21 protein-coding genes and 1 pseudogene are annotated in these 21,010 nt (G+C 63.3%); 16 read left to right on the forward strand and 6 right to left on the reverse strand.

The genetic code is table 11. From position 1 onward, the window contains the following. Positions 1-23: 23 nt before the first annotated feature. The 5 genes and pseudogenes from H8A92_RS11435 to H8A92_RS11455 form a co-directional block, all read left to right on the forward strand. Positions 24-1,163 carry an amidohydrolase/deacetylase family metallohydrolase gene (locus tag H8A92_RS11435; protein ID WP_229195896.1) on the forward strand — a complete coding sequence of 380 codons (1,140 nt, stop codon included), beginning with the start codon at positions 24-26 and terminating at the stop codon, positions 1,161-1,163. A 249-nt stretch (positions 1,164-1,412) separates the two neighbouring features. Then, a complete protein-coding gene (locus tag H8A92_RS11440) occupies positions 1,413-2,657 on the forward strand; it encodes a hypothetical protein (protein ID WP_229195897.1) in 1,245 nt (414 codons plus the stop codon). Between the two features lie 140 nt (positions 2,658-2,797). Further along, positions 2,798-3,487 (forward strand): aspartate/glutamate racemase family protein, encoded by a 690-nt coding sequence (locus H8A92_RS11445; RefSeq protein ID WP_229195898.1) that lies wholly within the window; start codon positions 2,798-2,800, stop codon positions 3,485-3,487. 125 nt (positions 3,488-3,612) lie between these two features. Further along, positions 3,613-4,461, forward strand: a complete 849-nt coding sequence (locus H8A92_RS11450) for an SDR family NAD(P)-dependent oxidoreductase (protein WP_229195899.1) — start codon at positions 3,613-3,615, stop codon at positions 4,459-4,461. After that, positions 4,449-4,728 (forward strand): annotated as a pseudogene (locus H8A92_RS11455) (amidohydrolase/deacetylase family metallohydrolase); the annotation flags it as partial. The gene H8A92_RS11450 and the pseudogene H8A92_RS11455, both read left to right, overlap by 13 nt. 84 nt (positions 4,729-4,812) lie before the next feature. Here the strand turns inward: H8A92_RS11455 and H8A92_RS11460 are convergent. Then, positions 4,813-5,406 carry a YybH family protein gene (locus H8A92_RS11460; protein WP_229195900.1) on the reverse strand — a complete coding sequence of 198 codons (594 nt, stop codon included), beginning with the start codon at positions 5,404-5,406 and terminating at the stop codon, positions 4,813-4,815. A gap of 294 nt (positions 5,407-5,700) precedes the next feature. Here H8A92_RS11460 and H8A92_RS11465 point away from each other — a divergent pair, with 294 nt between their 5' ends. Further along, positions 5,701-5,892, forward strand: coding sequence for a hypothetical protein (locus H8A92_RS11465; RefSeq protein ID WP_229195901.1), 192 nt, complete (start codon positions 5,701-5,703; stop codon positions 5,890-5,892). A 105-nt stretch (positions 5,893-5,997) separates the two neighbouring features. Beyond that, complete coding sequence (locus H8A92_RS11470) at positions 5,998-8,007, forward strand: SPFH domain-containing protein (RefSeq protein ID WP_229195902.1); 2,010 nt, start codon at positions 5,998-6,000, stop codon at positions 8,005-8,007. Between the two features lie 329 nt (positions 8,008-8,336). On the opposite strand, the gene H8A92_RS11475 is transcribed toward H8A92_RS11470, so the two are convergent. Next, the gene (locus H8A92_RS11475; protein WP_420831309.1) at positions 8,337-9,947 is read right to left on the reverse strand and encodes an ABC transporter substrate-binding protein; all 1,611 of its coding nucleotides are present in this window, start codon (positions 9,945-9,947) and stop codon (positions 8,337-8,339) included. Between the two features lie 347 nt (positions 9,948-10,294). On the opposite strand from H8A92_RS11475, the gene H8A92_RS11480 reads away from it, so the two are divergent. The 5 genes from H8A92_RS11480 (at position 10,295) to H8A92_RS11500 (ending at position 16,114) form a co-directional block, all read left to right on the forward strand. Beyond that, positions 10,295-11,155, forward strand: coding sequence for an FAD binding domain-containing protein (locus H8A92_RS11480; RefSeq protein ID WP_229195950.1), 861 nt, complete (start codon positions 10,295-10,297; stop codon positions 11,153-11,155). A gap of 4 nt (positions 11,156-11,159) precedes the next feature. Further along, positions 11,160-11,642: a (2Fe-2S)-binding protein gene (locus H8A92_RS11485; protein ID WP_229195903.1), complete on the forward strand. Its 483-nt coding sequence runs from the start codon at positions 11,160-11,162 to the stop codon at positions 11,640-11,642. Then, positions 11,639-13,897, forward strand: a complete 2,259-nt coding sequence (locus H8A92_RS11490) for a xanthine dehydrogenase family protein molybdopterin-binding subunit (protein WP_229195904.1) — start codon at positions 11,639-11,641, stop codon at positions 13,895-13,897. The genes H8A92_RS11485 and H8A92_RS11490 overlap by 4 nt, the downstream gene beginning before the upstream one ends. A gap of 129 nt (positions 13,898-14,026) precedes the next feature. Next, on the forward strand, positions 14,027-14,959 hold the full coding sequence (coaA, locus tag H8A92_RS11495; RefSeq protein ID WP_229195905.1) for a type I pantothenate kinase: 933 nt from the start codon (positions 14,027-14,029) through the stop codon (positions 14,957-14,959). A 174-nt stretch (positions 14,960-15,133) separates the two neighbouring features. Then, positions 15,134-16,114 carry an alpha/beta fold hydrolase gene (locus H8A92_RS11500; RefSeq protein WP_274613332.1) on the forward strand — a complete coding sequence of 327 codons (981 nt, stop codon included), beginning with the start codon at positions 15,134-15,136 and terminating at the stop codon, positions 16,112-16,114. A 112-nt stretch (positions 16,115-16,226) separates the two neighbouring features. Here H8A92_RS11500 and H8A92_RS11505 read toward each other — a convergent pair whose 3' ends face one another. Then, positions 16,227-17,171: an ornithine cyclodeaminase family protein gene (locus tag H8A92_RS11505; protein WP_229195907.1), complete on the reverse strand. Its 945-nt coding sequence runs from the start codon at positions 17,169-17,171 to the stop codon at positions 16,227-16,229. 146 nt (positions 17,172-17,317) lie between these two features. Between H8A92_RS11505 and H8A92_RS11510 the strand changes: the two genes are divergently transcribed. Further along, positions 17,318-18,058 carry a bestrophin-like domain gene (locus H8A92_RS11510; protein WP_229195908.1) on the forward strand — a complete coding sequence of 247 codons (741 nt, stop codon included), beginning with the start codon at positions 17,318-17,320 and terminating at the stop codon, positions 18,056-18,058. 193 nt (positions 18,059-18,251) lie between these two features. Continuing rightward, entirely contained in the window at positions 18,252-18,638 is a 387-nt protein-coding gene (locus H8A92_RS11515) for a COG4315 family predicted lipoprotein (protein WP_229195909.1), read from the forward strand. A 66-nt stretch (positions 18,639-18,704) separates the two neighbouring features. Here the strand turns inward: H8A92_RS11515 and H8A92_RS11520 are convergent, their stop codons facing one another. Then, entirely contained in the window at positions 18,705-18,965 is a 261-nt protein-coding gene (locus H8A92_RS11520) for a hypothetical protein (protein WP_229195910.1), read from the reverse strand. Here H8A92_RS11520 and H8A92_RS11525 point away from each other — a divergent pair. After that, complete coding sequence (locus H8A92_RS11525) at positions 18,955-19,161, forward strand: hypothetical protein (protein ID WP_229195911.1); 207 nt, start codon at positions 18,955-18,957, stop codon at positions 19,159-19,161. The two genes, H8A92_RS11520 and H8A92_RS11525, sit on opposite strands and share 11 nt — an antisense overlap. A gap of 76 nt (positions 19,162-19,237) precedes the next feature. On the opposite strand, the gene H8A92_RS11530 is transcribed toward H8A92_RS11525, so the two are convergent. Further along, positions 19,238-19,819: an HdeD family acid-resistance protein gene (locus tag H8A92_RS11530; RefSeq protein ID WP_165445764.1), complete on the reverse strand. Its 582-nt coding sequence runs from the start codon at positions 19,817-19,819 to the stop codon at positions 19,238-19,240. 238 nt (positions 19,820-20,057) lie between these two features. Here H8A92_RS11530 and H8A92_RS11535 point away from each other — a divergent pair, with 238 nt between their 5' ends. Further along, positions 20,058-20,279, forward strand: coding sequence for a dodecin (locus H8A92_RS11535; RefSeq protein WP_163156030.1), 222 nt, complete (start codon positions 20,058-20,060; stop codon positions 20,277-20,279). Positions 20,280-20,442: 163 nt separating this feature from the next. Here H8A92_RS11535 and H8A92_RS11540 read toward each other — a convergent pair whose 3' ends face one another. Then, a complete protein-coding gene (locus tag H8A92_RS11540) occupies positions 20,443-21,003 on the reverse strand; it encodes a GNAT family N-acetyltransferase (protein WP_229195912.1) in 561 nt (186 codons plus the stop codon). Between the last annotated feature and the right edge of the window lie 7 nt (positions 21,004-21,010).

Raw genomic sequence — 21,010 nt, forward strand, 5'->3', positions numbered from 1 at the left:
CGGACGGAAATCCGGAGAACACGATGCCTTTCGATTTGATTCTGCGCGGCGGACGGGTGATCGACCCGTCGCAAAAGCTCGATGCGGTGACGGACGTCGCCTTTGCCGGCGGCAAGGTCGCAGCCGTCGGCCGAGAGCTGAAGGCCGATGCCGCGACCGACGTTCGCGACGTGTCGGGGCTGATCGTCTCGCCGGGGATCATCGACCTGCACACCCACGTCTATTGGGGTGGCACCTCGCTCGGCATCGACGCCGAGGAGTTTTGTCGCGCCTCCGGCGTCACCACCTCGGTCGATACCGGCAGCGCCGGCCCCGGCAACTTCGCCGGCTTTCGCAAGCATGTGATCGAGCCGAGCCAGGTCCGCATCCTCGCCTATCTGCACGTCTCGCATGCCGGCATCTTCGGCTTCTCGGATCGCGTGATGGTCGGCGAGAGCGAGGAGCTGCGGCTGATGAATCCGGTCGACGCCGCGCGCGTGGCCGACGAGAACCGCGACCTCATCGTCGGCATCAAGGTGCGGGTCGGCCTGTTCGCCTCGGGCACCTCTGGGCTGGTGCCGCTCGAGATTGCGCTGGAAGTTGCAGAGCAGGTCGGCATGCCGCTGATGGCGCATATCGACCATCCGCCGCCGAGCTATGAGGAGGTGCTGGCGCGCTTGCGGCCGGGCGACGTGCTGACCCATGCGTTCCGTCCGTTCCCCAATACGCCAGCGACCGCGCAGGGTACGGTGAAGAAGGTCGTGCTGGAGGCGCGCGAGCGCGGCGTGCTGTTCGACATCGGCCACGGCAAGGGTTCGTTCGCCTTTAAGACCGCGCGCGCGATGCTCGCCAACGGCTTCTATCCCGACACCATCTCCTCCGACATCCATCAGCTCTGCATCGACGGCCCGGCCTTCGACCAGGTGACGACGATGTCGAAATTCCTCTGCATGGGGATGCCGCTGCCGGACGTGATCGCGGCGTCCACCGTCAATGCCGCGATGGCGTTGCGGCGGCCGGAGCTCGGCAGCCTCAAGCCCGGCAGCGTCGGCGACGCCACGCTGCTCTCGATCAAGGAAGGCCAGTTCGATTATGTCGACGTGGTCGGCGAACACCTGACCGGTGACCGCAAGATCGCGTCAGAAGGAGTCGTGATCGGCGGCCGCTGGTGGCACCCGAGATAGGGCGTGCGCTCAAAGAGTCCGCTTCGGCTTCTTCCCCAAAAGCTGACTTCGTGGGTGTCTGAATCGATGTCGGCTAAGGGCCATTACCAGACCAGCGCCTCAAGAGCCGCGCCGTCTTCAAACTGGCTAACAATTGGTGAAAGCGAAGTAAGAAGATATCAGTAGACGCTGATTAATCCTGCAACCTCTGTTTGTTATAGGACCGAAATGCTATGCGGTCAAAACCGCGACTGCTGGAAGTGGTTTAACATGAAAACAATCGCTGCATGGCTCAGCGCCATCATCTTCCTCGTGTTCTGCACGGGGCTCATACTGGTGCCGCGGGAATTCCGGGCTCTCGGCGGCTGGAGCTTCACGAAGTCGGTCGAGGTCACCACTCCCGGCCAGGATCGCGGCTACTATTACCGGTTCAAGGCCAGCTTCGCTTACAAGGGCGATCCGCTCGATTTAGATATCGTGGTTGGCTGCAATGTCAGGGTCACGACCTACAAGGATAGTGATCGGACCGTCGAGATCGACATCGCGCCGATGGTGTATGGCCTAAAAATGAAAGACGGCCGGGGCGTTGTGGTGCGTCCACCGGAAGCTTGCCAGGGAGAGACGACGGAAAACGGCAAAGTGCCCGCTACGCTGCTTCCGCTGGTTGTGACCTACGAAAATGCGGACGCGCCCTGGCTCGGTCTCGCCTATGTCTCGGAGGACGCCTACGCAAGCCCGATTTCCAAACTCAAATTCTTCGGCGCCACAGTTAGCAGAGCTACGCGCGAGGAATGGCAGGAATGGCGCCGCACCGAGGCGCCGAAGAATTTCATTACCTATGAGGTTCTGGGAATAAATAGAAAGAACATATGGGATCACGTGCATTGGAGGCCGGGCTATCGGGCGATGCCTTCCAACTGCAAGGGCTTTTCTTGGGTCAAGCTGCCCGAGCCGGTGCGAGAAGCCATTCGTCCCTATTGGCCTGCGAGCAAGCCCAGGTATTGGCATCCAAATTCCGACGCGCAGCGCGCTTTCCGAACGGTGGGGGCGTTTGAAGGGTATCACGACAAAAATCTAAAAGCAGTGCTCTTTGACGGCCATCCGCTTTACTCATACTTCCACGCTGAGCCCAGCAAGCCGGAAGTGAAATTTTTATCAAAAGAAAGCGCGGTTGGTGCTCTCTACCCCGCGAGGTCTGACGTCTCTTTCAATCGCCTTGATGATAGTGGCAATTTGTCGGTGGAGATCAAGGCGAAGTCGAGAAAGAGTTGGGCGGATGGCAACACTGATCCGCAACTCAAAGGCTTCGCTTATTGCGATCTCGTGGACAATGTCGCCGATACGCCGTCCGCCGTTTCGTATACCCAACTCCTCGACAGTCGAGTCAATGGCGAGCCGATTAGTGAGGATGCACTGACCTGGCACGAATCACAGTTTAGCTTCGCTTTTGAGCGGGATGAGTACGTCTTCATCTTCCGGACTTATCCGCTGGTGAGTGCCTTTGGAGGGTTGTGAAGTTATCGACTTCGCGAGACATGTCCGCTTTGGGTCAAAAACCGACAAAGACGGCTGACCGCCGCGACGTCCGCTAAGGGCCCAGAAACGGAAGTCGCAATCAAGTATTATGCCAGGCCGCAATCATCCAGAGAACGTACATGAAGACCATTGGCATACTGGGCGGAATGTCTGCGGCTTCGACCCAAATTTACTACCGCGAGCTATGCACGATGACGCGGGAGCGGCTTGGCGGACTTCACTCTCCCGAGTTGCTGATCCGCTCTCTTGATTTTGCCCTGATCGAAACCCTCCAGATGAAGGGCGATTGGACGGCCGCTGGAGTTATTCTCAACGAGGGGGCCAGGGCGCTGGAGCGCGGAGGCGCACAGGTCATTGTTTTGGCAACGAATACCATGCACAAGCTTGCGAATGAGATGATGGCGGGAGTTCATATCCCGTTTGTTCACATCGCTGACGCGACCGCACATGCAATCAAGACGAAGGGGCTTCGGACGCCTGGTTTGATGGCAACCTCCTTCACGATGGAGCAGTCGTTCTATACCGATAGATTGATTGCCGCCGGTCTTAGGCCCGTCATCCCAAATCCCGGCGACCGAGCGGAAATACACCGGATCATTTACGAGGAGCTCTGCAAGGACGTAACGACCGAACAGAGCAGAGCGGCCTATGTAGCAATCGCTGAGCGGCTTGCTGCGTCGGGGGCCGACAGCCTGATTTTGGGGTGCACCGAGGTAGGAATGCTGCTCAATGAAGGCAATGTCGAGGTGCCGGTTTTCGACACGACGCTGATACACTGCAAGGCGGTGTTGGACCACGCGCTTGAATGACCGATTCGGGGCCGGGAGCTGACATCCCGCACACTTCCCAATCGCTTGAAAGTGCGGTGATATGGCGTCTCGAGATGCTTGGCGTTTGCGGCCAAGGGTGCCTGCTTGCACGGGGGAGACTGCGCGTGAAGGAACTTGCTGGAAAGACCGCGTTCGTGACCGGTGCGGCGTCAGGTATTGGGTTGGGGATCGCGACCGCTTTTGCTCAGGCGGGGGTGAAGGTCATGCTTTGCGATATTGAAGACGCGGCACTGTCCGCGGCGCTCGAACAACTGAGGCGGACCAATGTCGATGTCGATGGCGTGAAAGCGGACGTCTCACTCAAGGCCGAACTCGCGGCGGCGGCCGAAGCCACGACGGCCCGCTACGGCAAGGTGCATATCCTGGTCAACAACGCGGGCGTCGGCGGCGGGGGGCCTTATGGTACCTGGACCGACACGTCGTGGGATTGGACCTTGGGCGTCAACCTGATGGCGACCATTTGGGGGATCGAGATTTTCGGGCCGTTGATCGAGCAGCATGGCGAGGGTGGACAGATCGTCAATACGGCCTCGCTCGCTGGCCTCATTTCAGGGGGAAGCACGGCCTACAACGTTTCAAAGTATGGCGTTGTCGCGCTGTCCGAGGGACTGCGGGGTGAACTCGCGCCGCGCGGGATTGGCGTATCGGTGCTGTGTCCCGGGTTCATCCGCACTCAAATCATGGACTCGACGCGCAACCTCCCCAAGCGCTTCGAGGGTGAGACGCGCACCTTGCCGACGTCGGGCCCGCTTGCCGAGCGGATCGATCTGGTCCGCCAACGCATCTCCCAGGGCATCGATCCCATGTATGTCGGTGAACTCGTCCGCGAGGGCGTCGAAAACGACTGGCCCTATATTTTCACCGACCTCGAATTCGAATCCGTGGTCGAAGCGCGCTTCGCCGCAATCAAGCAAGGCTTTGACCATATCCGCGGACGTGACCCGAAACGTTGAGCACGCAGGGCAGGGTGAAGAAGGTGGTGCCAGAGGCGCGCGAGCGCGGCGTGCTGTTCGACATCGGGCACGGCAAGGGCTCGTTCGCCTTCAAGACCGCGCGCGCGATGCTCGCCAACGGCTTCTCACCCGACACCATCTCCTCCGACATCACCAGCTCTGCATCGACGACCCGGTGTTCGACCAGGTGACGACGATGTCGAAATTCATCTGCATGGGGTGTCGCCGCCGGACGTGATCGCGGCATTCCCCGTCAATGCCGCGATGGGCGAGGTCGAAATCGGTCCGAATGAACGCTGTCTGTGGGCCAGAAGCGATCGTTGACCGATTTCTGGCCCTTGGCGTATGAATTTAAGGCGACTTAGTGGCTTTCGCCGCTGCCGATCGAATTGCGTTTTGATAGTCGCCGAGAAGTTTGGAATCTTCGATTGATCCGTGATGATGCATCTGCCGCCAGCGCCCATCGATCAGTTGAAAGATGCGACTCGTGCGAATGTTTAGATTTTTTTCGACATCACCCTCACGATAGGTGCCGCGTTCACGCCCAACAGCCCAGAATACATCGCCCGCGCGGTGGATGGTGTAGTCCCAAAATACAACGTGAACATCAGCCGGACTCTTGAAGACTCCCTCATACATCGCGTGTGGCTGATCTGCTCCCCGTCGAATGCCTCCGAGAGGATTATCGATCGCAACCTCATCGGTATGAGCGAAGTTGTCGTCGATCATCTTCAGATCACGGGTATTGAAGGCGCGGTAGAACTGGGCCAATGCCTGTTCGGGCTGGCTCAGGTCTCCAAGATCTTCGTTACCCGTAATGGGTTCTTGTATCGGTTTTGTTTGAGCCTCGGCGACGGCTACGGATATCGAAACTCCTCCCAAATGATTTGCCAAGCCGAATAGTGCCAAAGCGTGCAGGCCTTTGCGGAATAGCTTAGCCGACATGGCTCTCTCCTGTTCCAGTATGGCTTTGCCTCTCTATCAACCTCCGGGCGGCGGCTCACAGGCGCATCGTGCGGATGGTCCATCAATTAGTACGATAGGTTCGCCTTAGCGTGCTGCGCCGTGATAGCGACTGCCGACGTGGCGCTCGCGCTTCCGAAATTGGTGATGAAATCACGCCACCTGGCCCCGCCATGGAAACCGCCGGAGGCGATAGCCAAAGCCTAGCACTTTTCGATCGTCTCGCTGGGAAAAAGGGCCTGATGCGCGATGTCTCAGTTGGGTCGAAAGCCGGCAATGACGACCGATGCTGGCAGTCGCCGCTTTCCCCAGAGGCGGACGTATGAGTCCCAATTGTCGGGCAAATCCTTTCGCGCCGCCACGCTGCGAATGATGCGCAATTGCGGCAACGCCATCGCGCAGATCAACGTCGCGCGAGTCGTTCGCCGGTTCATGCTGTCTTCAAAAAAAGATCGGCTGCGCGAATAATGTTCACGCCTTGTGCCCGCAAGGCCGCGCACCATCTCCGCTCCGCAATTCTTGGGTGCAGGTTTGGGTTCCAAACCGCCCAGTTGCGAATTGTGGAGGTGGGCTATGGACTTCCTCGGTTTTCTTAATGGTTCAGGTTTAACCCAGCCTGCCATTTGGATCGCAGCCGTGGTCGCATGTGTGATCCTGCTGCGGATATCGAACGTATTTCGCTACATTCCCAACAACCAGGTCGGCATCGTCGAGAAATTGTGGGCGGTGAAGGGCTCGATCGACGGCGGCTTCATCGCGCTCAACGGCGAAGCCGGCTATGAGCCTGAGGTGCTGCGCGGCGGCCTGCACGTGATGTTTCCCTTCATGTACCGGATCCACCGCTCGGATCTCGTGACCGTCGGCCAGGGCAAGATCGCCTATGTGTTCGCGCGCGACGGTGTGCCGCTCGAGCCGTCGCAAGTGCTCGGCGCCAACGACACCGAAGACAAGTCGGACTTCCAGGACGCGCGCCGCTTCCTGCTCGGCGGCGGCCAGAAGGGGCCGCAGCGCAAGATCCTGCGCGAGGGTACCTATGCGATCAACACCACGCAGTTCGCCGTCATCACCGACGAGCGCGTCTATGGTCATGCGCTGAGCGAGCGGGAACGCGGCGTGCTGGAGAGCATGCAGCTCACGATCACCGAGCGCTGGGGCTTTGCGCCGGTCGTGCTGGCGGCCGATCACGACCTGGTCGGCATCGTCACCGTGCATGACGGCCCGTCGCTGCCTCCGGGCGAGATCATCGCGCCCGAAGTCGGCATCGAGCTGCGGGACGCTGCGACGTTTCACAACAATTTCCAGGAGCCCGAGAAATTCCTGAAGGGTGGCGGCTATCGCGGCCGCCAGCTCCAGGTCATCGTCGAAGGCACCTGGTACATCAACCGGCTGTTCGCGACCGTCGAGGCGGCGCCGAAGACGGTGATCCCGGTCGGTAGTGTCGGCGTCGTGATCTTCTACACCGGCCCGCGCACCGACGACGTCTCGGGCGAGCAGTATCGCCATGGCGAGCTGGTGCTCAACGGCAGCCGCGGCGTCTGGAAGGACCCGCTGTTGCCGGGCAAGTACGCCTTCAACACATATGCCGGCAAGATCGAGATCATCCCGACCGTCAACTTTATCCTGAAATGGATGCGCGGCGAGGTCGGCGCGATGAAGCTCGACGAGAACCTTTCGGAGATCTCGCTGATCACCAAGGACGCGTTCGAGCCGACGCTGCCACTCTCGGTGGTGATGCATATCGACTACAAGAAGGCGCCGATGATCATCCAGCGCTTCGGCGACGTGAAGAAGCTGGTCGAGCAGACGCTCGACCCGATGGTCAGCGCGTTCTTCAAGAACATCGCGCAGAAGATGACGCTGATCGAGTTGCTGCAGAACCGCGCCGCGATCCAGGAGGAAGCTGCACACGACATGAAGGCGAGGTTCGAGAGCTATTCGCTCGACCTTCAGGAGGTCTTGATCGGTACGCCCCGGGCGGCCCCCGGCGACCACACCATCGAGAACATCCTGATCCAGCTCCGCTCGCGCCAGATCGCGCGCGAGCAGATCGAGACCTATCAGGAGCAGGAGAAGGCCGCGGTGCAGGAGCGCGCGCTGAACGAAGCCAAGGCGACGGCGGCGGCGCAGACGGCACTGACGCAATCGCTGATCCAGGTCAGGGTCAACGAGAACGAGGGCGCGGCGGCGTTCGCCCGCGCCCAGAAGGATGCCGAAACGAGGAAGGTGACGGCGGCCGCGGTCGGCGAGCAGTCGCGGCTCGAAGGCCAGGGCGAGGCCGACCGGGTGCTTGCGGTCGGCGCCGCCAACGCGCAGGCGACCAAGCTGTCGGTCGATGCCTATGGCGGGCCCGAGTACCGGCTTGCCGAGCAGAATTTTGCAAAATTCGCCGACGCCCTGACGCGGATCAATCAGCCCTTGGTGCCGCAATTCCTGATGTCGGGCGGACCGAGCCAGGAAGGCAACAGCGCCGGCCTGATCCCGACCGCGATGCTGAGCTCGATGTTCGGACAGATGATGCCCGGCGCATTGGAGAAGCTGAAGGACGAGGCGCCGAAAGCCGCGCGCCGGACCAACGGCCAGTGATGCGGCGACGATACGATGAAGTCTCCCACAAATTCGTCATGCCCGGGCTTGTCCCGGGCATCCACGTCTTGGTTTCAGCGTCAAGTAAGACGTAGATGGCCGGGACAAGCCCGGCCATGACGGTGCTGACAAGTCTGCTCACGCCATATGCGATAGTCTTGATGCGATGGTCTTGATGCGGTGGTCCTGCGGGCGCAGGGCGTGTGCACGATTTCGGAATATTGGAAATGTATCCCTGAGTTGCCCGACGTGTCAAGTTGCCTTGTCGAACGCCGGCAGAAGCGGGCTCCTTTGCATGGGGTTGTTTTCGATATTTTGGCCGCGCGCAGCTATTCCGTCTTGTCGACGTTCCAGAACACCGGCGGCGCCGGGCCGTCCAATATGCCGGTCAATGATTTGCGCCACGCGCTCGGCAGACGGAACTGGCCGAGCGGGATATAGATCACCTGCTCATAGGCTTCCTTTTGGATCTCCACCGCGAGCTGCTTCTGCGCCTCGGGGGTGGTGGAGCGCGCGTAGGCGTCGCGCATCTGCTCGATCTTGGCGTTCTCCGGCCAGCCGAACCAGGCGCGCTTGCCGTTCGCAGCGATCTGGTTGTTGACGATCGGATTCATCGTCTCGGTGGCACCCGTGAAAGTGAAGAACAGGTTCCAGCCGCCTTCCTTCGGCGGCTTCTGGCTGGCGCGTCGGCTGACCACGGTCTGCCAGTCCGTCACCTGCGCGTCCACGGTGAAGCCTGCCGCGCGCAACAGCTGCGCCGCCACGGTCGGCGGCCCCTTCAGGGTCTGCACGTCGCCGGGGATCATGATCACGACCGGCGTGCCGTCATAGCCCGAGGCCGCCAGCGCCTTCTTCGCCTCGGCCATGCCGTTGCCCTTGATCAGCGTCTCCGCGCCGACGTCGCTGGCGAGGGGGGTGTCGCAGGCGAAATAGGCGCCGCAGATCTCGTAATATTTGGCATTGCCGACGGTTGCGTCGAGCACGTCCTTCTGGTTCATCGCCAGGAACGCGGCGCGGCGGATCTTGGGGTTGTCAAACGGCGGGTGCAGGAAATTCATCCGGCCTTCGATCTGGAAGCCGAACTTGTTCAGCACACCCACGGTGAGATCGGAGTTCGCCTCCAGCACGGGCACCAGATCGATCGACGGTTGTTCGAGGAAATCGATGTCGCCGGATTGCAGCGCGTTGATCGCGGTCTGCGCATCGGGCATCGTGATCCATTCGACGCGATCGACCTTGGCGACCTTGCCGCCCGACAGCCAATCCGGCTTTTCCTTGCGCGGCAGATAGTCGGCGTTGCGCTCATAGACCGCCTTGACGCCCGGCTGGAATTCAGCGGCAATGAACTTGAATGGGCCGCAGCCGATCTGTTCAGGGATCTGCTTGCCCGGCGGCGTCTCCGCGAGCCGCTTCGGCAACATGAAGGCGACATAGGAGGAGGGCTTTGCGATGCTCTCCAGCACCAGACCATACGGCTCCTTCAGCTTGAGCACGATGGTCCCGGGTCCGGCTGGCTCGAGCGTCGCCGTGAAGTCCATCAGCTTCTGCCCCGTACCGTCATTGGTGGCCCAGCGCTTCAGCGAAGCGATGCAGTCTTCCGCGGTGACCGGCGCACCGTCGTGCCATTTCAGGCCGTCGCGCAGCGTGAAGGTGTAGGTGAGCTTGTCGTCAGAGACGGTCCAGTCCGCCATCTGCGGCCGGACCTTGAAGCCTGAATCGATGCCGAGCAGGGTATCGTAGACCATGTAGCCGTGGTCGCGGGTGATGTAGGCGGTGGTGAAACCGGGATCGATGATGCGCAGGTCCGAATGCATCACCGCCGTGATGGTCTTGCCCTTGGCGGCGGCGAAGGCGCGCGAGGTGAGGATGGCCGGGGCCGCAATGGCCGGAGGCACGCTGGCCGCGAGCTTGAGGAGCATTCTGCGCGAAACATCGACCATTCGCCGTCCCCCGATTTGTCGTTGCGCCCGGCACGCGTGCCGCAGCGGCCGGCATGCTTCACGAATTCGTTGTTGAAAGCAAGCAAGGGCCATGCCGCCGGTCTGGCGCCAGGTTTCCCGGATTGGTCGGGTGAACGTTCGATGACCGGCGCGCGCCGCGTCGGCACCGCACAAGTCCGCATCCTGCATAGGAGCCTGCGCTTCCTGCCGCACCTCGCAGGCTGTTCGGAGCTCGCCCTGCCGTGTAGGCTTGTGGTCTGCCGGCCAGCAATAAGGCCATGCCCCCCAAGGGAACAAGCAGCGCGAACACGCAGCCGAGGGAGATCAAAAGAACCGTCATGACCGATATCCGATACGTGGCACCGCGCACGCTTGATGAAGCGATTGGCGCATTCGCTGCCGCCGGAAGTGCCGCCCGCATTATGGCAGGGGGCACCGATTTGTTGGTGCAAATGCGCTCCGGCCTGGTGCGGCCGGGATTGATCGTCGACATCAAGAACATCGGCGAGATGACCGAGATCACCGAGACCGCCGATGGCGGTTTCCGCGTTGGCGCTGCCGTCTCCGGCATGGAGCTCGCCGAGCACGCGCGCTTCGGCAAGGTGTGGCCCGGCGTGCTCGAGGCCGTGAACCTGATCGGCTCCAAGCAGGTGCAGGGCCGGGCGTCTGCCGGCGGTAATCTCTGCAACGGCTCGCCGGCCGGCGACAGCGTACCGGCGATGATCGCCGCCGGTGCCGTCGTCACCGTGCAAGGGCCGAACGGCCGCCGCGAGATGAAAGTCGAGGATGTGCCGGCCGGACCCGGCCGCACCAACCTCAAGCCGGGCGAGATCCTCGTCAGCTTCACCTTGCCGCCGCGGCCCAAGGGCTCGGGTGACGCTTACCTGCGGATGATCCCGCGCACCGAGATGGACATCGCGGTGGTCGGCGTCGGCGTCAGCCTGACCTTGAAGGACGGCGTCTGCATCGCCGCCCGCGTCGGCCTCGGCGCGGTGGCGCCGACCGCGCTTTTGGTCGCGCCGGCGGCGCAGGCGCTTGTCGGCTCGAAGCTCGACGATGCGGCGCTGGAAGCCGCCGCGGCCGCATGCCGCGCCGCCTGCCGTCCGATCGACGACAAGCGCGGCACCATCGCTTACCGGACAAAAACCGCCGGCGTGCTGCTCAAGCGCACCGCCGCGATCGCCGCCCAGCGCGCGGGAGGACACTAGCACCATGCCGAAACTGCACGTCACCACCTCAGTCAACGGCGAGCCGGTCGAATTCCTGTGCGAGCCGTATGAGACCATGCTCGATGCCTTGCGCGGGCAGTTGGGGCTCACTGGCTCCAAGGAGGGCTGCGCCTCCGGCGATTGCGGCGCCTGCTCGATCACGCTCGACGGCCGTCTGGTCTGCTCCTGCCTGATGCTCGCGGCCGAGGCCGAGGGCCACGAGATCCGGACCATCGAGGGCATGGCCAGGGGCGAGAAGCTGCATCCGTTGCAGCAGAAGTTCCTCGAGCACGCCGCGCTCCAGTGCGGCATCTGCACCTCGGGCATGCTGGTGGCGTCCGAGGCGCTGCTCGCCAAGAATTCCAATCCGACCGAAGAGGAAGTCCGCTTCTGGCTCGCCGGCAATCTGTGCCGGTGCACCGGTTACGACAAGATCGTCCGTGCGGTGATGGAGACCGCGGCCGAAATGCGGGAGACTGCACGATGAACGTCGTCAACAACAAATGGATCGGCCAGCGCACCATCCGGCCCGATGGCGTCGACAAGGTGACCGGCCGCGCGGCGTTTGCCGCCGACACCACCATGCCCGGCATGATCTGGGGCAAGGTGCTGCGCAGCCCGCATCCGCACGCCCGCATCAAATCGATCAACACCGCGAAGGCCGAGGCACTGCCCGGCGTCAAGGCGGTGGTCACTTCGTGCGACATCGTCGATTTCAGAATCGAGAATGGCGCCGTGATGCTCGGCATCCAGGACATGCGCTGGATGTGCCGCAACGTGATGGCGCGCGACAAGGCGCTGTTCCCCGGCCACCCCGTCGCCGCCGTCGCCGCGACCACGGAGGCGATTGCCGCGGAAGCCTGCAAGCTGATCGAGGTGGACTACGAGGTGCTGCCCTGGGCGATCGAGATCGACGATGCGCTCAAGCCTGACGCGCCGATCCTGCACGAGTTCAACAAATTCGACGGCAAGCCCTCGAACATCATGGGCCGCATCGAGTCCAAGAAGGGCGACATCGCGCAGGGCTTCAAGGACGCCGAGCTGGTGATCGAGCGCTCCTTCACCACGCGCCCGGTGCACCAGGGCTATATCGAGCCGCACGCCTGTTTGATCTCGGTTGCCGCCGACGGCAAGACCACGATCTGGTCGTCGAGCCAGGGCCAGTTCATGGTGCGCGCGATGACCTCGATGCTGACAGGCATCCCGCAGAGCGACATCCGCGCCATCCCCGCCGAGATCGGCGGCGGCTTCGGCGGCAAGACCATCGTCTATCTCGAGCCGCTTGCGACCCTGCTCGCGAAGAAGTCCGGCCGCCCGGTGAAGATGGTGATGACCCGCGAGGAGGTGATGCGCGCCACCGGTCCGACCTCCGGCTCGAAGAGCACGGTGAAGATCGGCGCCAAGAAGGACGGCACCATCGTCGCGGCCCATGGCAGCTTCTATCTGCAGGCCGGCGCCTTCCCGGGTTCGCCGATCCGCGGCGCGGTCGGGTGCAGCTTCGCGCCCTACGACATTCCGCATGTGCTGTCGGAGGGGTTCGACGTCTGCTCGAACCGCTCCAAGGTCGCGGCCTATCGCGCGCCCGGCGCGCCGATCGGCGCCTATGCGGTGGAATGCGTGCTCGACGAGCTTGCCGAAGCACTCAAGATCGATCCGCTGGCGCTGCGATTGAAGAACGCGGCCAAGGAAGGCACCAAGGCCGCGCACGGCCCGGTATTCCCGCGCATCGGCTATATCGAGACGCTGGAGGCCGCGAAGAGCCACCCGCATCATGCCGCGCCGCTCGGCAAATACCAGGGCAGGGGCGTCGCCTCCGGCTTCTGGTTCAACGCCGGCGGTGAATCCTCAGCCCAAGTCAACATCACCGAGGACGGTAACGTCGTCGTCACGACGGGGCATCCCGATATCGGCGGCTCGCGCGCCGGCATCGCCAACATCTGCGCCGAACTGCTCGGCATCGACTACAAGCGCGTCTCGGTCATCATCGGCGATACCCAGACCGTCGGCTTCTCCAACCTCACCGGCGGCAGCCGCGTGCTGTTCGCCTCCTCGATGGTGGTGACGCAGGCGGCCGACAAGGTGATCGCGACCTTGCGCGAGCGCGCGGCAAAAATCTGGGAGATCGATCCGGAAGCCGTGAAGTGGGAGAACGGCGCCGCGCATCCGGTCAGCCCGAATGCCGGCCAGTTCGAGCCGCTGACGCTCGCGGACCTCGCCGAGAAGGCGCCGTCGCAGGGCGGCCCGATCGGCGCCAGCGTGCAGCTCAACACGCAAGGAGCGGAAGGCGGCTTCGGCACGCATATCTGCGACGTCGAGGTCGATGTCGATCTCGGCATCGTCAGGGTGATCCGCTACACCGCCGTGCAGGATGTCGGCCGCGCCGTGCATCCGAGTTATGTCGAGGGTCAGCTGCAGGGCGGCGTCGCGCAGGGCATCGGCTGGGCGCTGAACGAGGAGTACATCTACAACAAGGACGGCAAGGTCGATAATCCGGGCTTCCTCGACTATCGCATGCCGGTTTGTTCTGATCTGCCGATGCTCGATTGCGCCCTCGTCGAGGTGCCGAACCCGAAGCATCCGCAGGGCGTCAAGGGCGTCGGCGAGGTGCCGCTGGTGCCTGTCATGGCTGCGGTCGCCAACGCCGTTCACAACGCACTCGGCAAACGCTTCTACAGCCTGCCGATGTCGCCGCCGAAAGTCTCGGCGGCGCTGGATGCGCCGACGCAGCAGGCCGCGGAGTAGGGAGCGTAGGGCGGGTTAGGCTTCGCTAACCCGCCCTACGATTCCAGTCCGAACGACGGTCATTGACGTTTCCGGCCCTGCCCCGGCAAGATCGATCGGATGCATCAGGCTCACCGTGAACGGATGAGAATGACCAACCCCGACGAGCTGTCCGCCTACATGATCTTCAGCCGGAGCGATTGGGCGGCGCTGCGCGCCAGCACGTCGCTGACGCTGTCGGACGCCGATCTCGCGGTGCTTCGCGGTCTGAACGGGCCGATCACATCAGCCGAAGTCAGCGACGTCTACCTGCCGCTGACGCGCTTGTTGAACCTGCATTTCTCGGCGGCGCGCAATCTGATGCAGGTCAAGGGGGAGTTTCTCGGCCGGCCGGCGCGCCGCTCGCCCTACATCATCGCGTTGGCGGGCAGCGTCGGCGTCGGCAAGAGCACCTTTGCTCGCGTGCTCTGTGCGCTTTTGGCCGGCTGGGCCGATCACCCGCGGGTCGAGCTGGTGACGACCGACGGCTTCCTGCATTCGAACGTCGTCCTCGAAGAGCGCGGCCTGATGCGGCGCAAGGGCTTTCCCGAGAGCTACGATCTGCCGCGGATGCTGCGGTTTCTGGCGGCGGCAAAGGCGGGTGAACGCGAGCTCGAGCTGCCCGTCTACTCGCACCTGATCGGCGACATCGTGCCCTCGGAACGTCAGATCATTCAGCGGCCGGATATCCTGGTGTTCGAAGGCCTCAATGTGCTGCTGGCACGCGGCACGGCGCCGGTGGTGGTCTCGGACTTCTTCGACTTCTCGATATATCTCGATGCCGATGAGGCCGACATCCAGTCCTGGTATGTCGAGCGCTTCCTCAGGCTACAGCCGACCGCGTTCCGGAACCCCGCTTCATACTTCCACCATTACAGGGACCTGCCGCCGAGCGACGCGCGCGAGGTCGCGGAACGGCTGTGGCGCGAGCATCACCGCGCCAATCTCAGGGAGAACATCCTGCCGACGCGGACGCGGGCCGATGTCGTGCTGCGCAAGCGCGCCGACCATTCGATCGGCGAGGTCTGGTTGCGGGAGACCTAGCTGCGCAGCAGCGGACGCTCACGCTGACCCGCTGGATGTCTTGGTCGGTTTCGGCTCCCCAACTTCGCGCCAGGGTAATTGCACGCGTGCATGGCGTGCCTCCGCGCGCGGAATAGGAACGCCAACTCGCAATAATCGTTTCGCAACGACCGTCACCAATGTGGTTCAATCACCATGGCGATCAACCGAAGATTACTGGCTGCTGTCATCGCTATAGCGACGCTCGCGGCTTCCGTGCATGCCCAAGCGTCGGAGCAGGCTCCTTCCGGGCCGCCCGCCGGCCTTCCGACGGACTTCGACACCCAGTTCACCCATCGCTACGCAGAGGCCAACGGAGTTCGGCTGCATTACGTCGTTGGAGGTCCCGTGGATGGGCCGGTGATTGTACTGCTGCACGGTTGGCCGCAGACGTGGTACACGTGGCGCAACGTCATGCCGAAGCTCGCGTCCGCGGGATACCGTGTCGTGGCTGTCGACTATCGCGGCGCCGGTCAGTCCGAAAAAACCGCCTCCGGCTACGACAAGGCCGCCATGGCGGCCGACATCCGTGCGCTCGTTCAGTCGCTTGGTGTATCCAACGTCAATCTGGTCGGTCGCGACATCGGCGTCATGATTGCCTACGCCTATGCGGCGCAGTGGCCGGATGGGGTAAAAACACTCACCATGCTCGACGTGCCGATCCCGGCGACACCTGCATGGAACGAGGCCAAGCACAAGCCCGATCCGGACATCTGGCATTTCGGCTTCTTCCAACGGCCCGACGTCCCGGAACTGCTGATAGCCGGGCACGAGTTCGCTTTCATCCGCGATTTCATTCACGTCCGCGAATATCGCCCGATCCTCGACGACGACATTCGCGTTTACGCCGACGCCTATGCGGCAGCCGGCGGCCTGCGCGCCGGCTTCGAGCTGTATCGCGCATTCCCGCAAGACGAGCAGCGGTTCGCGGAGTTCGAGAAGACCAAGCTGCCGATGCCGGTGCTGGCATTGGCAGGCGACAAGAGCAACGGCACGGTCGAGCTGACGATGGCGCAGCGTCTCGCAAGCGATGTCTCAGGCGGCACCGCGCCGGAGACCGGGCATTGGCTGCCGGACGAAAATCCAGTCTTCCTGTCCGCGCAGCTCGTCAGTTTCCTGCGCGCGCACGATCGATGAGGTTCGGCGGCAGGGCAGGCCGGTTAGCCGAAGGCGCAATCCGCTATCTTCCGCGGATCAAGCAGCAGCCGCGGCGGGTTAGCTTCCCTTGACCGCCTCACGTTTTCCGCCGTTACCGTAGCTCTTTCCCCAGCTGCGCAAACACCGTCTCGCAGGTCATCAGGTCGAGATGCCCGCCGCCGGCATTTTTGAAGAAGGTGATGTCGCTATCCGACAGCCGGCCGGCGACCTTGCCGCTCGCGAGATCGTAGTGGTCGCCGAGCACGTCGCTCTCGCGGATCGCGCCGCTGGCGATCGGCGCCAGGATGTCGCCGACGCCGTCGAAGGCGGATTCGCGGCGGTCGACGAAGATGCGCGAACGCCGCGCCGCCTCGTCGTCGGACTCGCGGGTGTCGGGGGTGAACCCGCCGACCAGGTCGAGATGGGTGCCGGGCCGCAAATTGGCGCCCTTGACCAGCGGCTCGCGCGAGCGGGTGCAGGTGGTGATGATGTCGGCCTCGGCTGTCGCGGCGTCGAGATCGGTGACGGCCTCAGTGGCGATGCCGTCGCTTTCCAAGAGCGTGGCGAGCTCCTGCGCGCGCTCGACCGTCCGGTTCCAGACCCGCACCCGCTTCAGCGATGGCCGTACCGTGCGGTGGCCGCGCACCAGCCAGCGTGCCATCTCGCCGGCGCCGACCACCAGCAGCGTCTCGGCATCCGGCCGTGCCAGGTATTTTGCGCCGAGCGCGGAGTCCGCGGCGGTCTTCCAATGGGTGATCTCGGCGGCGTCCATCACCGCCAGCGGCCGCCCGTCATTGCCGTCGAACAGCACGCAGACCGCCTGCACCGCCGGCAGCTTGCCGTCCGTAAGGTTGCCCGGAAAGCTCGTGTACAGCTTGGTCATCATGAAGCGGCCGGCATCGACCGCGCTGCGCGTCACGAGTTGCTGGCCCCTGTCGTCGCCGAGATAGCCGTCGCGCACGGCGATCTTGGGCCGCCGGTGCGCGGTCTCGATCGCCTCGATCAGGATCGGAAAGGTCAGGACGCGGTTGACCTCGTTGTCGTCGACAAAATGCACGTGGTTCTCTCCCAGGGCACGCGCGGCGCGCCAAAAAGCCGGTCCGGACTGGATAGCGCGTGGGGAGGGCTAGTCAACCGGACATGCGCCGCTGCGCTGCACTTGCTATCCTGCCCGCCTGATTCTCTCGCAGGTCTTCGCAAGCCGTGGTCGCATTCGTCGTCGCCCTCCTGATCTTCATGCTATTGAGCGGCGCCGCGCTGGCGACCATGGCGATCCATGTCCGGTTCGCCGACCATCAGCGCAGCGACGAGACCAATACCTCGGTACGCCTGGTCGCGACGCTGTTCTTCACCATGCCGTCGCTGCTGCTCGGCCTGATGATGAACAACTCGGCCAACACCTATGTGGCGGTCGACCGCAATTTGCATGTCTTCGCCACCGACCTCATCCTGCTCGATCGCAGCCTGCGGCCGCTCGGTCCCAGCGCCGACGAGCCGCGCAGGCGGCTGCTCGCCTATGTCGAGCAGGTGCTGAAGGATGTTCCGATCTCACGGGCGAACGAGGTGTCCGAACATCTGCTCGACGAGGTCGGCACCAGCCTCCGCGAGCTGCGGTTCGACGACGAGCAGAAGGTCGCGCTGTGGAACGACGCAAGGTCGGTCTATCGCCAGGCGGTGCAGCAGCGCTGGACCTTCGTCGAGCAGTACGACGGTTCGTTCCCGTCACCGCTGATCTGCATCCTGGTCGGGTGGCTGACGCTGATGTTCGCGACCCTGGGCTTTCGCGCGCCGCGCAACGCAGTCGTGATCTCGACCTATGTCGCCGCGGCGGCGCTGGTCTCCGCCGCGATCTATCTGATCCTCGAAATGAGCACGCCGTTCTCCGGCCCGATCCAGATCTCCGACCGCCCGCTGGTGCGGGTGGTCGAGGAGATCAGGCGGTAGAGCGTTTTCGAGCGAAGTGGACGCCGGTTCGCGGGGAGGAAGAAGCCTTGGTTGCGGTATCGGCACGCGCCTCCGGCTTTATTCCCCTCGCATTAATCGATGTTCCGGAAATTCTTTCCGCTTCTCCACGGGAATAGCGGGCGGCTTCGCGCGTCCTACGCATGCAAGCCGTTTGCATTCGAAAGGAGACGTCATGAAGACATCGATCTCGTTCGCGCTCGCCACCGCCGTATCGTTTGCGTTCGCATCAACAGCATTTGCGGCGCCGCCGACCAAGACCGGCACGACGGCGAAGGGCTCCGTCCTCACCGACACCAAGGGGATGACGCTCTACACCTTTGACAAGGACGTCGACGGCAAGTCGGCCTGCAACGGCCCGTGTGCGACGAACTGGCCGGTGCTGAAGGCGGAGGCCAGCGACAAGGCCGAAGGCGGCTACACCATCATCTCCCGTGACGACGGCTCGAAGCAGTGGGCCTACAAGGGCAAGCCGCTCTATACTTTCGCCAAGGACCAGAAGGCCGGCGACATCACCGGGGACGGCTTCCTTAACGGCGCCTGGCACCTCGCGCAGCCCTGAGGCGACGTCAAAAGGGTTCGCTCTGTCGGGCGGGTCAGCACTGACGCAACCCGCCCTGAGGCCGCGCTAGCGACCGCCGCCGCCCCCTCCGCCACCACCACCACCTCCGCCTGCGTTCAACAGGCCTTGATTGTAGCGCGGATCGGACTGTTTCATGTAGGCCGGTGAGATGTCGCGGTTGCGCGCACGGCCCGGATCGGCCTGCGGGACGGGCTGCCCGCACCCTTCCGTGAACAGGAACAAGCTGCAGGGCGGAACGATACGCGGCTGAAATGCATGGGCCGCGGTGGTCGTCAGCGCCGTCGTGGCGACAGTCGTGGCCAGCACCGCGGTTGCCGCGAACGTGGTGGTGCTCGCGACGGTGAACAATGTTGCTGACGAAAATCTCGATCGCATCGACATTGGAAATTCCATCCTTCGGTTCGGCGATACCGGAATGGCCCGCTCGCCGATTGGACGGGGCCGGATGGAAGTGGGTTCGACAGGGAAATCGCGATTTGGCGATGGGGACACGACAACGTGAAGGCGCGACGGCTCGCGCCCTTTTTTGCCGCGCCGGGCGTTGGGCCGCGCCGGCCGGTCCGACTGCGGCTTGCGAACTACACCTTGCGTTTCAGCGCCATGCCCATGCTGATCCAGCTCACCCCGGCGCAGATCAGATCGACGCTGAGGAAGATGCCGAGCACGTAAAGGCTGGATACCGGCCAGTGCGCCAGGATCATGGCGCCCAGCACAAGCGTGATCAGGCCTGATATCGCGACCACTCCCCACGGCGCTTCCGAGGTCATGCCGAAGGCGAGGAAAATGCGGACGATGCCGGAGACCACGAGGGCGATGCCGAGGAACAGCGTCAGCGTCGCCGCGGCGAGCAGGGGGTTCTCGAAGGTAATGAAGCCCGCGACGACATAGAGTGCGCCGAGCAGCAGCCAGAACAGGAACTTGCCCCACGATTTGAACTGGAAGGCGTTCACGATCTCGGCGGCGCCCGCGACGATCATCATGGCGCCGACGAACAGCACGCTGACGACGGTGGCGAACAGCACGCTGCCGAAGGCGAGCACGCCGGCGATCAGGTAGATCACGCCCAGGGCGACGATCCAGCCCCATTTGGAGCGAAGGCTGGTAAGCCCGGATCCGAGGCTGTGAGGCGGTGTGGCGGGTGAGCTGGACGTTGTTGACATCGTATCGCTCCCGAATACTGGACCAAACCATGCTACCATAGGTCAAGGCGCGGACAAGGCGGCTTCTTGGTTGGCATCAAATGCATGGTGGCACCCAAGCCGCCGCAACACGTTGATTCAAATCAATCGGTGTGTTGCCGCGCAGCATTCGTTCGACGACAGCCGGTTTGCATCAGACGAAGACTGCCCGGATTGACCCGCAAATTGTCCGGATCGCGCATCCACAGAGGAGGTCGACATGCCTGCCACCCACGACAAGGATCACGTCTACAAGATCCTCGAACTGGTCGGATCATCGGACAAGAGCATCGAGGCGGCGATCGAGAACGCGGTCAGCCGCGCGTCGAAGACGATCCGGGAAATGAAATGGTTCGAGGTGGTGCAGACCCGTGGCCATATCGACGGCGGCAAGGTCGCGCATTACCAGGTGACGCTGCGGGTCGGCTTCACGCTGGAGTAGGGCGCGCGACGCCGAGCCGAAGCCGGGTCGTCTCTCCCCCTCGTCATTCCGGGGCGTGCGAAGCACGAGCCCGGAATCCATAGGGCCACACAAATCGTGGTGAAATGGATTCCGGGCTCGTGCTTCGTGAGCCCCGGAATGACGGGGGCAGGGCCGCCCAGCCTCACCGCCGCGACAGCGGCGCGGGCGGGGGCGGGGTGGTGGCGCCGGCGGCGAGCGAGCGCTGCACCATCACGGTATCGGACCAGTGGCCGTAGCGGTAGGCGACACCCGGCAAATGGCCGACGCGGGTGAAGCCGAAGCGGTCGTGCAGCGCAAGCGATGCGGAATTATCGCTGTCGATGTAGCCGATCATCTGGCGGAAGCCGGTTGCCGCGCAAGTATGGACCAGCTCCTGCAGCAGCCGGCCGCCGACGCCCTTGCCGGTGAAGCGGTGGTGAACATAGATCGAATGCTTCACCGTGTAGCGATAGGCCGGGCGCTTGCGGAACTGGACGACATAGGCGTAGCCGACCACCTCGCCGTCGCACACCGCGACCAGATGGGGCAGGCGGGTGCTGCGCAGGTTCTTGCGGCGGTCGCGCAGATCATCGGGCTCAGGCGTGCCGCTGTCGTCGACGCTCTCCTCGATGCCGTGGCGGATGTGGTGGCGGTAGATCGACAGCATCGCATCGACGTCGCTGTCGCGCGAAGGACGAACGGTGATCTTGTGATCATTCTCCATTGTGTTG

The organism is Bradyrhizobium acaciae, assembly GCF_020889785.1.
In the GTDB taxonomy this organism is placed as follows: domain Bacteria; phylum Pseudomonadota; class Alphaproteobacteria; order Rhizobiales; family Xanthobacteraceae; genus Bradyrhizobium; species Bradyrhizobium acaciae.

What these genes read in the sequence shown, in the direction of transcription:
- H8A92_RS11470 (WP_229195902.1), top strand. Translation starts at nt 5,998, where the DNA reads ATGGACTTCCTCGGTTTTCTTAATGGTTCAGGTTTAACCCAGCCTGCC.
- H8A92_RS11515 (WP_229195909.1), top strand. Translation starts at nt 18,252, where the DNA reads ATGAAGACATCGATCTCGTTCGCGCTCGCCACCGCCGTATCGTTTGCG.
- H8A92_RS11465 (WP_229195901.1), top strand. Translation starts at nt 5,701, where the DNA reads ATGACGACCGATGCTGGCAGTCGCCGCTTTCCCCAGAGGCGGACGTAT.
- H8A92_RS11540 (WP_229195912.1), bottom strand. Translation starts at nt 21,003, where the DNA reads ATGGAGAATGATCACAAGATCACCGTTCGTCCTTCGCGCGACAGCGAC.
- H8A92_RS11435 (WP_229195896.1), top strand. Translation starts at nt 24, where the DNA reads ATGCCTTTCGATTTGATTCTGCGCGGCGGACGGGTGATCGACCCGTCG.
- H8A92_RS11530 (WP_165445764.1), bottom strand. Translation starts at nt 19,819, where the DNA reads ATGTCAACAACGTCCAGCTCACCCGCCACACCGCCTCACAGCCTCGGA.
- H8A92_RS11440 (WP_229195897.1), top strand. Translation starts at nt 1,413, where the DNA reads ATGAAAACAATCGCTGCATGGCTCAGCGCCATCATCTTCCTCGTGTTC.
- H8A92_RS11500 (WP_274613332.1), top strand. Translation starts at nt 15,134, where the DNA reads ATGGCGATCAACCGAAGATTACTGGCTGCTGTCATCGCTATAGCGACG.
- H8A92_RS11490 (WP_229195904.1), top strand. Translation starts at nt 11,639, where the DNA reads ATGAACGTCGTCAACAACAAATGGATCGGCCAGCGCACCATCCGGCCC.
- H8A92_RS11460 (WP_229195900.1), bottom strand. Translation starts at nt 5,406, where the DNA reads ATGTCGGCTAAGCTATTCCGCAAAGGCCTGCACGCTTTGGCACTATTC.
- coaA (WP_229195905.1), top strand. Translation starts at nt 14,027, where the DNA reads ATGACCAACCCCGACGAGCTGTCCGCCTACATGATCTTCAGCCGGAGC.
- H8A92_RS11445 (WP_229195898.1), top strand. Translation starts at nt 2,798, where the DNA reads ATGAAGACCATTGGCATACTGGGCGGAATGTCTGCGGCTTCGACCCAA.
- H8A92_RS11485 (WP_229195903.1), top strand. Translation starts at nt 11,160, where the DNA reads ATGCCGAAACTGCACGTCACCACCTCAGTCAACGGCGAGCCGGTCGAA.
- H8A92_RS11535 (WP_163156030.1), top strand. Translation starts at nt 20,058, where the DNA reads ATGCCTGCCACCCACGACAAGGATCACGTCTACAAGATCCTCGAACTG.
- H8A92_RS11475 (WP_420831309.1), bottom strand. Translation starts at nt 9,947, where the DNA reads ATGGTCGATGTTTCGCGCAGAATGCTCCTCAAGCTCGCGGCCAGCGTG.